Here is a 13,208-nt window from a genome sequence, read left to right on the forward strand (position 1 = left end):
TTATTTTATGATACAATAATAATAAGTTTACAAAAAAGGGATGGCCATGAAAAAATTTATTATTACTCTTGTAACGACTCTCTTGATCTTCCTAGCTCCTACGGTTTTAGCAGACAACTTTGAAGTAGGTGCTAAGCATGCTATTGCAGTTGACGTTGCAACCGGAAAAATTTTGTATGAAAAAGATGCTAATCAGCCAGTTGAAATTGCTTCTATTACTAAACTACTAACAGCCTATTTAGTCTATGAAGCGATTCATCAGGGAAAATTCACTTTACAAACTTCCGTAGATATTTCTGACTACCCTTATCAACTAACCGTTAATCCAGACACCAGTAACGTTCCTTTGGAAGCTAGAAAATATACTGTCGAAGAACTGTTAGAAACTTCTTTAATAGCAAGTGCTAATAGTCCAGCGATTGCCTTGGCTGAAAAAGTTGCCGGTAGTGAGAAAAAATTTGTGGATTTGATGAAAGCTAAATTGCAACAATGGGGAATCAAAGGTACTACTATCATCAATGCTTCTGGGCTGAATAATTCTGTTTTAGGAGAGGAACATATTTATCCTGGTTCAGGAAAAGAAGACGAAAATAAAATGAATGCCCATGATGTTGCGATTATTGCTCGGCGTTTAATCCTTGATTACCCAGAAGTTCTAGAAATCACCCAAAAAGCTACGTCTAACTTTGCAGGCATGACGCTTACATCGTCCAACCACATGCTCGAAAACATGCCCGCCTTTCGAGCCGGAGTAGATGGCCTCAAGACTGGAACTTCTGATAAAGGGGGCTCTTCCTTTGTCGGAACAATCCAGCAAAGAGGGATGCGTTTGATTACGATTCTCCTCAATGTTGATCATGCAGATGAGGATGAGAATGCCCGCTTTACGGCTACCTCTAGATTTATGACCTATATTTATAAACAATTCACAGTCCAAACTCTTGTGAAAAAAGGTGAAGCCTACAATAAAAGCTCTGCCCGCGTCATTAACGGGCAAAAAGATGAAGTCACTGCTGTTGCTAGTGAAAAACTCACCATTGTGCGGAGATACAATCATAAAAAACCGACTGTTCATTTTACAACTGATAAAAACGGTTATCCCACTCCTTTAAAAAAGGGTGTCGTTGTTGGGAAATTGACCTATACTGATAATGATTTGATTGGAAAAGGCTATCTTGACAAGAAGCCACCAACTATTTCCATGCTTTCAGCGGAGAAAATTGGTCGTCCTTTCTTCCTCAAATCATGGTGGAATGAATTCGTACAATATGTCAATGAAAAATTATAAACGAGCGAAATAGAAATCAGTATTTCGTAGAAGCTTGATTTCATCGTTCATCTCCGCATAGCTCGAAAGACTTGAGGAACCTTTTGAGGTTGGAAATAAGCAAATGTAACTTGATGACAAATAGGCTGTAAAAGTTGATATAGAACATATTATAGCTCATTCAATAGTAATTGGGAATGTGACAAAACTCAAAATCAAAAATTTTTAGTTTGTAGTCTCATTCCCACAAGGTTGCTCAATAGCCTGAGAGACTGTTGAGGTGGCAGATAAAGAAAACAAAGTTTTCGTCAAAAGTACTCTTCCAAGCTTGAAAAGCAAATCGCCTTGAGACTTGCTTTTCAAGCTCTATCCGTAACCTCAACGCAGTGCTTTGAGCAATTAGCTACTGCGTTTGTAATGCTAACGATATAAACAAAGAAAGCTGAGCACTTTTGTCTCAGCTTATTTATTTTAGCTTCATTTACTCAACTTTTCAGAATTTCCAGCTTCCTCAATCGCCTTTTTAAGAGCGTTCCAACCTAAGGTTGAGCATTTGATGCGTTGAGGGAACTTAGCAACACCAGCTAAAAAAGCTGCGTCTCCTAGTTCCTTTTGCTGCTCATCGTCCTTACCTTGCACCATTTGGGAGAAGATTTCTGCCAAAGCTAGCGCTTCTTCCTTTGTCTTCCCTAGGACTACATCCGTCATCATACTGGCTGAAGCTGTAGAAATACTGCAACCAGAATTCACAAACGCAATATCTTCAATCATGCCCTGCTCATCAAATTGAACCGACAGGCTGATGACATCACCGCACGTAGGATTGTTGAGATTCACTTGCTCCACTCCATCCAAACGACCTTGATGATGAGGGTGAGCTGAATGGTCCGTCACAACTGCTTTATAAAGACTATTTAATTTAGAAAGTGCCATCGAAAAACTCCTTTGTTTTCTGTAAAGCTTCAACGAGCTTATCGCAATCGGCTTTGGTATTATACAGATAAAAGCTAGCCCGAACAGTTGCTGCCACTCCTAGGTAACTCAACAAAGGTTGAGCACAGTGATGTCCAGCCCGTACAGCCACGCCTTCATAGTCCAGAGCTGTTGCTACATCATGAGGGTGAAGCCCAGCTAGATTAAAAGAAATAACACCCGACCGCTGAGTCAAGTCCTCCGAACCATAAATGGTAAGCCCCTCAACAGCTTGTAATCTTGGAAATACGTAAGCTATCAATTCCTGCTCATACTGATGAACTGTTTCCATTCCAATCTTGTCCAGATAGTCAATGGCGACAGCTAGACCTATAGCACCAGCTATATTGGGTGTGCCTGCTTCAAACTTCCAAGGTAGTTCTTTCCATGTCGCTTCTTGTTCATAGACAAAATCAATCATTTCCCCACCAAATTCGACAGGCGACATTCGCTCAAGTAGCCCTTCTTTGCCATAGAGAACACCGATACCAGTCGGACCTAGCATCTTGTGACCTGAAAATGCAAAGAAATCAACGTCCAAGTCTTGTACATCAATCTTCATGTGAGGAACTGATTGAGCTCCGTCCACCACTAAAAGAGCATTTGCCTGGTGCACTAACTCTGCTATTTCTTTTATGGGATTCACCACACCTAGTACATTAGAAACATGCGCCAAAGCAACAAATCGCGTCTTTCCAGTCAATTTCGACCGAAAGTCAGCGAGATCTAACATACCGTCTTTCAGATAAGCATAAATCAATCTAGCACCTGTTTTCTTACAGGCTTCCTGCCAAGGAATGATATTGGAATGGTGCTCCATAACGGAAATCAGCACTTCGTCGCCTGGCTGCAAGACACTTTCGGCATAACGCGCCACCCAATTAAGCCCAGTCGTCGTTCCTCTCGTAAAGAGAACTTCTTTCGTTGAAGCGGCATGGATAAAGGAGCACACTCGTTCCCGCGCAGCTTCATAAGCTGCCGTTGCCCGTTCTGCTAGTGTGTGAACACCACGATGAACATTGGCATTGTCTTTCTCGTAATAAGCTGCAATCGCCTCTAATACCTGCGTAGGCTTTTGGGTTGTAGCCGCATTGTCCAAATAAACCAAGGGCTCATCATTGACGATTTGATCCAAAATTGGAAAATCCCTCTGAAGGATTTCTACATCAAGTTTAGACATTTCTTTTCCTATCTTTTATTTCTTAGCCAAAATTTCATCAATAGTTTCAATCATCTCAGCACGGACTTCTTTGACTGGAATTTCAACGATAACAGAACCTAAGAAACCACGCACGACTAACCGTTCTGCCGTTGCCTGATCTAGCCCTCGACTCATAAGATAGTACATATCTTCTGGATCTACCTGACCGATAGAAGCCGCATGCCCTGCTGTGACATCATTTTCATCAATCAAAAGAATAGGATTAGCATCGGAACGTGCTTTGTCAGACAACATGAGCACTCGACTTTCCTGTTGCGCATCTGCCCCCTTAGCTCCCTTGATAATGTGACCAATTCCGTTAAAAGTCAACGTTCCCTTTTCCAAAATCACTCCATGTTGGAGGATATTGCCGATCGAATTGCAGCCGTAATTGGTGACGCGACTGTCAATCCCCTGAATCTGCTTACCACGAGAGAGAGCCACCACTTTCATATCTGCATGACTTCCGCGCCCAAACAAATCACTGTCAAAATCAGCAATCACATTCCCTTCATTCATGACTCCAATCGCCCAATCAATCATAGAATCATCGTCCAACTTGCCCCGACGACTAATATAAGCGGTCACATTTTCTCCTAGTCGATCAATAGCTGAAAACTTAATCTGCGCTCCTGTTTGGGCAATGACTTCCACCGTGATATTTGCTGTCGCAGAAAGACTGCCAGAACCATAGGTCTCCAGACGCTCTAAATAGGTAAACTTGGAGTGTTTCCCTGCAATAATTAGAATGTGCTTATTAAATGGTACATCACTTTTACTGTCTTGGTAAAAAATACCTTCAATGGGTTGACTGATTTCAACATTATCTGGAATATAGAGCACCGCTCCACTATTGAAATAAGCTGTATGGTAGGCTGCCAGCTTATCTTCATCATATTTAACTGAAGACATAAAATACTTTTCCATGATTTCTGGAATTTCCTCAAGAGCAGTGTAAAAGTCTGTAAAGATAACTCCTTGCTCCGTTAGTTCAGCCGGCAATTGCTCTAAAACAGTCTGTGTTCCAACCTGAACCAATGTCAAATGATCATTCAGTGCTGTAAAATCAGGCACATTTGCAAGAACCTCACTTTCTGACAGCGTGCCGTCTCCCAAATTCCAGCGGTGAAATTTCACCCGCTCAATAACAGGCAGTTCCAACTTATCTATTTTATCAAAGGCAGCTTGACGGAGATTTGCCAACCACTCAGGCTCCGCATGCATTTGTGAAAAATGTTTAATGGTTTCCTTTGTCATTTCATTCTCCTATCTTTTCTAAGTAAAAAGAAAGGTTGACTAGACTTCTTCTTGGTAATCAAAACCAAGTTCTTCAGCCAATTTGGCATAACCTTCCTGCTCCAAACGAACAGCTAATTCCGGACCACCAGAAGCAACTACACGCCCATCCATCATGATATGGACCACATCAGGCGTAATATAATTCAACAGACGTTGATAGTGCGTAATAATCATAGCACCAAAATGTTCACCACGCATAGCATTGACGCCCTTAGACACCACTTTCAGTGCATCAATATCTAGTCCAGAGTCAATTTCATCCAGTAGCGCAAAAGTTGGCTCTAGCATCAACAATTGCAAGATTTCATTGCGTTTCTTTTCACCGCCAGAAAAGCCTTCATTCAGATAACGCTCGGCCATTTCCTCTTTCATATTCAGCAATTCCATCTTTTCGTCCAATTTCATGATAAAATCACGAACAGAGATTTTTTCGTCGTCTTCTTTACCTGCATTCATAGCTGCTCGCAAAAATTCTGCATTGGTAATACCTGGAATTTCACTTGGGTACTGCATAGCCAGAAAAAGCCCCATGCGAGCTCGTTCGTCCACATCCAATTCTAAAATATTGACACCGTCAAAGAGAACTTCTCCCTCGGTTACCTCGTAATTCGGATTTCCCATAATCGCTGCTGATAAGGTGGATTTCCCCGTACCGTTTGGTCCCATAATGGCTGCAATTTCTCCTGTTTTAAGAGTCAGATTGACTCCTTTTAAGATTTTCTTTCCTTCAATTTCTACATGGAGGTCTTTGATTTCTAACACAGACATGGCAAACTTTCCTTTCTTCATATCCATAATCTACCTTACCAGTATAGCAAAAAAAAGCCAAAAAGGCTTTGATTTTGTTTAAGTGCGAGTCTACTTCTTTTTTCTATTTCTGAACTTTGTTCTGATTTCTTCCCGATAAGCAGAATTTCCGATAAAACGAAGGATATTGAGTAGCGGTGTTCGATTTGGACCCAGAACACCAATTAGTTCTACCAAAAGTTCCACTCCAAAAAGTAGTCCAATAATTAACAGTGTCCCACCAATACGGCTCGAAACATTTAGCAAAAGAGAAATCATGGCAAAAATCATAGAAATGCCATAAATAACCAAGACTGTCCCACGGTGTGTTAAGCCCAAGGATAACAGCCGATGATGAAGATGTCGCTTGTCTGGTGTATAAAATTTTTGTCCAGATAAAGTTCTACGCACAATCGCTAAAAATGTGTCTGTAATCGGCACTCCCAGAATAATCATCGGAGTAATCACAGCGACAGCTGTCGCATTTTTCAAGCCTTGCAATGACAAAACCGCAATCATAAAACCGATAAACAGCGCTCCTGTATCTCCCAGATAAATAATAGCGGGGTGGTAATTGTAAGGGAAAAATCCTGCGATAGACATGACCAAGACAAAAATAGTTAAGGTTAGAAAGACATTGTGATCTGGCAAGAAAAAGTAGGAAACAATCCCCATTGTCACCAGCGAAATAATGGATACACCACTCACTAATCCGTCCAACCCGTCAATCAAATTAACGGCATTGGTAATCGAAATAATCCAGATAACCGTCAAAATGAAAGATAGCCAAGGAGCAAAGTGCAGCAGCGGCCCACCAAAAGGAATTTTAAAATGATTCAAACGGAAATCCGTCAATAGCCAAATCAAACTAGCAGCTAACACAATTCCTGACATCTTTGCTAAAGGCTTCAACTCTTTTACATCGTCAATCAATCCTGTCAGAGCAATAATTCCGCCTCCTAAAACAACAGGCCAAATATAATCAAAATAACCCTTTCCATGAAAGGTCGCTTGCACAATCATCGGCATAAAAACAAGTGTAGCAACCGAAAAAGCAATGACAATAGCTAAACCGCCGCTGCCTGGCATCGGCTTTTTGTTGATTCTTCGTGCATTTGGATAATCAACCGCACCTATCTTAAATGCCAATAGACGCACCAAAGGCGTGAGAATCACACCGATGAAAAAGGTTCCAAGCAACACCAAAATGAATTTTAAAGGGAAGGGAATCATAAGCATTTAACCTTTTTAAGACTGGCAACCGCCTCGTTGACAAGCAATAAGTAACCGTGCTCTTGCAAAACAGCTCTTGTCACATCCGTATCTTCTGCATGTTCACGCATCAAAGCCAGGAGCCAAGCTGGATAACGCTTTGGACGCCCTTCAATATCAACCAAGATTGTCAAATAATAGTGGTCGTCCATTTTGTACAACTCCGAAGTATTGACAGCATAATCTACTGTCTTAGAAAAAACAATTGCTTCTTTCAGGCTGGAAAATTTCAAAATGTAATAAATATATTTCTGCGTTAGTTCGTCACTATTTTCCTCTGACTCCATATCAGAAGTGCTTGTGTTATCGTCTGCTTCCGCCGTTTCCAAAGAACGAACAGCCTCCATATCGTCTTTACTTTTCTCAAAAATATTTTTTTCTAATGTCTTTAAAAATTCATCAGGAGACATTTGAGACAACTCTTCTACATCTGGCAAATCTGCCAAATCATCGAAGTTTAAATTCTTATCAATCTTAGACTTGGTGACAAAGACATCCAATCGGTCGGGCTTTGGTGTCACACGAAAACTGAGCATGCCACTATCTAAAAAGCTCTCTGGCATTTCCAACTCATCTAAAATCGCATAGAAAAACTCTTCTGTTTTTTCTTGTGGGACTAGAAAATCTGCCATTTCCATCCCACGTTCCTCTAAATCCTCTAATTTTATTGTGATTTTAATCGTTGTATCACTAATTTGCTTCATTTCCATAGCATTACCTCATACTTCTAGTCTTTTCATTATACTAAAATTTCGGGTTTTTTACAAAAAATAGATAGCCTCATTTTCTTTTACCAATAAAAAACTCAACAAAAACTGTTGAGTTTTGAATACTTAAAAAATAGCTTTAAAGATTCCGTACACGATAAGCAAAACACCGAGCCCGATACGATATTTCCCAAAGATCGTAAAGTCGTGCTTTTTCACATAGTCTGTCAAGAAGCGAATGACATAGAGACTAACCCCAAATGCAACGCCCATTGCTACAAGCAGCAAGAAGAATTGCCCAAATCCAAGTGTGTTTCCTTTGATGATAAACTTCAAAATCTTCCAAGCACTTGCACCAAACATGACAGGAATTCCCAAAAAGAAAGTGAACTCTGTCACCACAGAACGACTGGTCCCATTCAAAAGCCCTCCTACAATCGTTGCTCCAGAGCGACTGGTACCAGGAAAGAGTGACAATACTTGAAATAACCCAATGTAGAGAGCAGTTTTATAAGGCAATCGATCTAAGCTGGTAATTGTCGGTTCTACGTTTTTATTACGTTTTTCTAGTAAAATGAAAGCTACACCGTAGATAATCAACATACAAGCAACAGAAATGAAGTTATAAAAATGTGCATCAAACCAATCATCCAAAGGTAAGCCAATAATGGCAGCCGGCGCAGCTGCAATCACCACTTTCGCCCATAATTGCCATGTTTTCTGCACTTCACGCGCTGTCTTTCCAGGTTTAAACGGATTTAATTTATCAAAATAAATCACGACAACCGCTAAAATCGCTCCTAATTGTATTACAACATTGAACATCTCCATAAAAGCAGCATTCTGATCTTTATATTTGAGAAATTCTTGCACTAAAATTAAGTGACCTGTACTCGAAATCGGCAACCACTCGGTAATTCCTTCTACAATCCCAAAGATAATGGACTTCAACATTTCAACGATAAACATTTTCTTCTCCTAAGATTGATTTGTTTTATTATAGCATAATTTCAAGCAAGAGAATAGGGCACTTTTTTAAAAAGCGCCTCCTCCTCCGCCTCCGCCACCACCAGAGAAGCCGCCACCGCTACTTCCACCTGATGAAACAGAGAAACTGCTAGCCGAATTAGCTGCTGCCCCATAGCCAACAAAAGCATGTGAGCTCGCATGAAAATCATACACCATATCCTGATAAACAAAAGCATTCATCGATGGATTGTCAATTGTGATTTTTCGTAGTTTCATCGTCTTGGTCACCTTATCTGCACAATTAAACATAGCAGCATAAACCAATAATCTGTTCCACAAAATCACTCCTTCCACTTCTGTATCCTTTAAATGAGCAATCTCATGCAGCATATTAGCAAAACTCTTCCAGTAATAATAGTTTTCTGCCCCTTCTTCATTTAAGACGCCATCACGCTTCACCATTTTGCATTTTCTCAAAAGGTAATACAGCATTCCGCCAGCAATGAAGAAGCTAACTACAAATTGATAAAATACGAGTCCATACTCTAAGAAAATCCAAGCTAAGATGCCAAGAGAAGCAAACACAATAAGATTCATAAGGAGCATTGAAAGATATAAACACAAGAGCTCCCTTTTAGCAACAGGGCGATAATTATTTGGCAATTGCTCACGCTCAATAATTTCATGTATATTTTCTGTAATAAGTTTTAAATAGCATTTTAATAGTTTTCTCACTCTGTTGCCTGCGCTACGAACAGCTTTCTCACCACTATTATATATCTTATCGTCAATTTTAAAATCTGAAAACAAATTTTTTACAAGCAACTGCTTGTTGTTTCCCATAGCCATTTTTAAAAATTCTTTTTCAAAATCAGCTAAACCCTTATCTGTCACTCTTTGTAATTTTGGCTGTTTCGTATCATCTGTAAAAACAAGATTGCCTCGATCAATCAAATCTAATAAAGTAGCTTGGACAAGATTTTCAAATTTCAGAGATGTAGCTTGTCGCTCAGTCGGATCCAATTCTGTCAAATCTACTGAATAAACATTTGAAGCAATGACCATTGGTGGTAAATCTTGCGGTATTTCATACAAACGAGCATGCTTAGGAAACGTTACACGGGATTTTGTTCTAAGATGAAAAATAATGTAAAAAGCCAAACTAATTAGGCCAACCAATACCAAAGCAAGTGGTAAGTCCCAGTCTACTAATCTCTGGTATTTTTTTGTACTGGTGGCAACTTCCTTTTCAACTTGATGAAACTCTTGCAATCGATTGCGTTTTGTAACAGCTAAACTATTTTCAGGAACAGTTACTAGCGATCGATCCCAATATGCATGAAATTCTAAATTTCTATTTTTAGCAATACTAGCGACACGGATCAGATAGCTATCTCCCTCTCGTGTCACTTGAGCTGGCTTCATAAAATAACCCGTGTGAGCATACAATTCAGTCTGTTGTGAAGTAGCTGGAGGAGTAATCCGAAATTCTACATTATTTAATTTTTTATCCCAATCACTGATTGGAATCCAGTGTAATTCTACAATATCATTGTAGACAAACAACATATTCTTCAACTTCCAAGTAACCGTAATGGTTACACAGTCTCCTTTATTACCGGCATTATAAATTTTATATTTATAACCACCCGCAATGTATTCCTGAACAGCAGTAATATCCGTTTTTGGTTGTCCATTTCTTAAAGCTAGAATCGTCGGCTTTCCTTCCACATCAAAGCCCAGAGGAACTTTACCAGATGTCCCCAAAGTAATGATTTGTCCTCTGTAACCGCTTGAGAAATGGTAATTGACTGTTTCAACAAATGTCGCTGTATTATCAGAATGAATCTGTAAATTGCCTTTATAGGATTCAATATCATAACTCACAGCCAAGACCCGCTGACTGAAGAACAAACATGAGAAAATAATTATGATACTCCAAAAAAACTTTTTCATCTAGCAATCTCCTTATACTAATTGCCTTTATTATACCATTTTTTCAAGTAAGGGTTTCCCCAATATTGAAAAGCATGGCATTTTTCGGTACAATGAAAGGAAGCTATTTTTAGATGAGGAGAAAATATGAAGAAATTATTCTTATCTCTATTTGCACTTCTGCTGCTTAGTTTCGGATTTGCAAATAGAGCTCAAGCCGATGAATACTTGCGAATCGGAATGGAAGCGGCTTATGCACCGTTCAACTGGACGCAAGATGACGATAAAAATGGTGCCGTCAAAATCGAAGGCACCAACCAATATGCCAATGGTTATGATGTCCAAATCGCCAAACAAGTCGCAAAAGCATTGGGCAAAAAACCGTTAGTGGTCAAAACTTCTTGGAATGGATTGATCCCTGCATTGACATCAGGTAAATTAGATATGATTATCGCTGGAATGAGTCCAACTGCTGAGCGAAAAAAAGAAATCGCATTTTCCAATAGCTACTACACCAGTGAGCCTGTGGTACTAGTCAATAAAGACGGAGCCTATGCCAATGCAAAAACGTTGACGGACTTCAAAGGAGCAAAAATCACCTCTCAACAAGGTGTCTACCTCTACAATTTGATTTCCCAACTGACAGACGCTAAGCAAGAAACTGCAATGGGCGACTTCGCTCAAATGCGCCAAGCACTTGAGTCAGGAGTGATAGACGGCTACATTTCTGAACGTCCCGAAGCCCTCACAGCAGAATCCGCTAATTCAAAATTTAAAATGATTCAGTTCAAAAAAGGTTTTGAAGTTAATGAAGAGGATGCTACGATTGCAATCGGAATGCGCAAAAACGACAATCGTCTAGAACAAGTCAATGCTGCTATCGCTAAAATCAGTGCCAAAGACCAAGTCGCTTTAATGGACAAGATGATTCAAAACCAACCTGTTGAAACTGACACCAGCAAAGATAAAACTACTTTCTTTGGACAAGTGACAAAGATTCTGAAAGACAACTGGTCCCAATTTCTGCGCGGAGCTGGCTTAACCCTTCTCATTTCCATTACTGGTACAATTGCAGGGCTCATCATTGGTCTCTTAATCGGTGTTTACCGCACCGCTCCTACAGCCAAAAATAAAGCTCTCGCTCTTTTACAAACTTTATTCGGTTGGTTCCTGAATGTCTACATCGAAATTTTCCGTGGAACACCTATGATTGTTCAATCTATGGTTATTTACTACGGAACAGCACAGGCATTTGGAGTTTCCATTGATCGTACAATCGCAGCCATCTTTATCGTTTCCATTAACACGGGCGCTTATATGAGTGAAATTGTCCGCGGAGGAATTTTCGCCGTTGACAAAGGACAATTTGAAGCCGCAACCGCTCTAGGAATGACACATAATCAAACCATGCGCAAAGTTGTTCTTCCACAAGTCGTACGCAATATTCTACCTGCTACAGGGAATGAATTTGTCATAAACATTAAAGATACTTCCGTACTAAATGTTATCTCCGTTGTTGAACTTTATTTCTCAGGAAATACTATTGCCACCCAAACTTACCAATATTTCCAAACCTTTACGATTATTGCCGTGATCTACTTTGTCCTAACATTTACGGTAACACGCATCCTCCGCTATGTAGAACGGCGTTTTGACACAGATGATTACACAACGGGCGCTAATCAAATGCAAACGAAAGGAGTAAAGGCATGAGCGATACCATTTTAGAAATCAATCATCTTAAAAAATCCTACGGACAAAATGAAGTCTTAAAAGACATTTCTCTCACTGTCCACTCCGGCGAAGTCATTTCTATCATCGGAAGCTCTGGTAGTGGAAAATCTACTTTCTTACGCTCTATCAATCTCCTTGAAGAGCCAAGTGGAGGAGAAATCCTTTATCGTGGTGAAAATGTACTAGAAGAAAACTATAACCTCACTCATTACCGTGAAAAACTCGGTATGGTGTTCCAAAGCTTTAACCTTTTTGAAAACCTTAACGTTCTTGAAAATACCATTGTCGCACAAACAACTGTTCTCAAGCGAGAACGAGCAGAGGCCGAAAAAATCGCCAAAGAAAATCTTGAAAAAGTTGGCATGGGGCAACCTTACTGGCAAGCCAAACCAAAACAACTCTCTGGCGGACAAAAGCAACGGGTTGCTATTGCACGTGCCTTATCCATGAACCCAGATGCCATTTTATTTGACGAGCCAACCTCAGCGCTTGACCCCGAAATGGTCGGTGAAGTGCTGAGAATAATGAAAGACCTTGCTCAAGAGGGCTTAACCATGATTGTTGTCACGCACGAAATGGAGTTTGCGCGTGATGTCTCCAATCGTGTTATTTTCATGGACAAAGGCATCATTGCCGAAGAAGGCAAACCTGAAGACATTTTCACTCACCCTAAGAAAGAACGCACAAAAGAATTTTTACAACGTTACTTACGATAATCCACAACCGACGGGAGTGGGACAAAAATCGGTAATTTCGAAGAAATTTGATTTTGTCGTCCCACCCCCGCACAGTTGAGTAGGGCTGTAAAGGTTGATTTATCAACCGCATAGAACCCACTCACCACTGCGACTTGCAAGAAACTCATAAAAATCTGACGAGGTTAAGGACTTTTGTTCCAGTCTCGTCTTTATTTTCTCTCCAAAATCTTTAAGAAGTCAATTGAAAAACTAATTTTTATTCAAACAAAACAGAATGTTTGAATACACATTTATTAGAACATTTTCTTGTTAAAAATAAAACTCTAATTTTTAAGAATATTTTTTAAAATAGATTGTATTGTAGAAAG

At 39.9% G+C, this 13,208-nt stretch carries 12 protein-coding genes; 3 read left to right on the plus strand and 9 right to left on the minus strand.

The genetic code is table 11. From position 1 onward, the window contains the following. Nucleotides 1–46 precede the first annotated feature (46 nt). Nucleotides 47–1,288 carry a D-alanyl-D-alanine carboxypeptidase PBP3 gene (gene pbp3, locus EL079_RS05570; RefSeq protein WP_018543635.1) on the plus strand — a complete coding sequence of 414 codons (1,242 nt, stop codon included), beginning with the start codon at nt 47–49 and terminating at the stop codon, nt 1,286–1,288. Between the two features lie 456 nt (nt 1,289–1,744). Here the strand turns inward: pbp3 and sufU are convergent, their stop codons facing one another. The 8 genes from sufU to EL079_RS05610 all read right to left on the minus strand — a co-directional run bounded on the left by sufU (nt 1,745) and on the right by EL079_RS05610 (nt 10,429). Continuing rightward, the gene (gene sufU / locus EL079_RS05575; RefSeq protein WP_003031067.1) at nt 1,745–2,200 is read right to left on the minus strand and encodes a Fe-S cluster assembly sulfur transfer protein SufU; all 456 of its coding nucleotides are present in this window, start codon (nt 2,198–2,200) and stop codon (nt 1,745–1,747) included. Continuing rightward, the gene (locus EL079_RS05580) at nt 2,187–3,419 is read right to left on the minus strand and encodes a cysteine desulfurase (protein ID WP_003031066.1); all 1,233 of its coding nucleotides are present in this window, start codon (nt 3,417–3,419) and stop codon (nt 2,187–2,189) included. The genes sufU and EL079_RS05580 overlap by 14 nt, the downstream gene beginning before the upstream one ends. A gap of 15 nt (nt 3,420–3,434) precedes the next feature. Next, entirely contained in the window at nt 3,435–4,697 is a 1,263-nt protein-coding gene (gene sufD / locus EL079_RS05585) for a Fe-S cluster assembly protein SufD (RefSeq protein ID WP_003031089.1), read from the minus strand. A gap of 39 nt (nt 4,698–4,736) precedes the next feature. Further along, nucleotides 4,737–5,507: a Fe-S cluster assembly ATPase SufC gene (gene sufC / locus EL079_RS05590; RefSeq protein WP_003025885.1), complete on the minus strand. Its 771-nt coding sequence runs from the start codon at nt 5,505–5,507 to the stop codon at nt 4,737–4,739. A 90-nt stretch (nt 5,508–5,597) separates the two neighbouring features. Continuing rightward, on the minus strand, nt 5,598–6,764 hold the full coding sequence (locus EL079_RS05595) for a glycosyltransferase family 4 protein (RefSeq protein WP_018543634.1): 1,167 nt from the start codon (nt 6,762–6,764) through the stop codon (nt 5,598–5,600). Continuing rightward, entirely contained in the window at nt 6,755–7,507 is a 753-nt protein-coding gene (gene mecA, locus EL079_RS05600) for an adaptor protein MecA (RefSeq protein ID WP_003031098.1), read from the minus strand. The genes EL079_RS05595 and mecA overlap by 10 nt, the downstream gene beginning before the upstream one ends. Before the next feature lie 123 nt (nt 7,508–7,630). Then, on the minus strand, nt 7,631–8,473 hold the full coding sequence (locus tag EL079_RS05605) for an undecaprenyl-diphosphate phosphatase (RefSeq protein ID WP_003031068.1): 843 nt from the start codon (nt 8,471–8,473) through the stop codon (nt 7,631–7,633). Between the two features lie 66 nt (nt 8,474–8,539). Then, complete coding sequence (locus EL079_RS05610; protein WP_003031084.1) at nt 8,540–10,429, minus strand: DUF2207 domain-containing protein; 1,890 nt, start codon at nt 10,427–10,429, stop codon at nt 8,540–8,542. 126 nt (nt 10,430–10,555) lie between these two features. Here EL079_RS05610 and EL079_RS05615 point away from each other — a divergent pair, with 126 nt between their 5' ends. Next, on the plus strand, nt 10,556–12,121 hold the full coding sequence (locus tag EL079_RS05615) for an ABC transporter substrate-binding protein/permease (RefSeq protein ID WP_003031063.1): 1,566 nt from the start codon (nt 10,556–10,558) through the stop codon (nt 12,119–12,121). Beyond that, the gene (locus tag EL079_RS05620) at nt 12,118–12,858 is read left to right on the plus strand and encodes an amino acid ABC transporter ATP-binding protein (protein WP_003031085.1); all 741 of its coding nucleotides are present in this window, start codon (nt 12,118–12,120) and stop codon (nt 12,856–12,858) included. Before EL079_RS05615 ends, EL079_RS05620 begins: the two co-directional genes overlap by 4 nt. On the opposite strand, the gene EL079_RS09690 is transcribed toward EL079_RS05620, so the two are convergent. Then, entirely contained in the window at nt 12,846–13,007 is a 162-nt protein-coding gene (locus tag EL079_RS09690) for a hypothetical protein (protein WP_164712078.1), read from the minus strand. The genes EL079_RS05620 and EL079_RS09690 overlap by 13 nt on opposite strands. Nucleotides 13,008–13,208 lie beyond the last annotated feature (201 nt).

The organism is Streptococcus anginosus, from assembly GCF_900636475.1.
In the GTDB taxonomy this organism is placed as follows: Bacteria; Bacillota; Bacilli; order Lactobacillales; family Streptococcaceae; genus Streptococcus; species Streptococcus anginosus.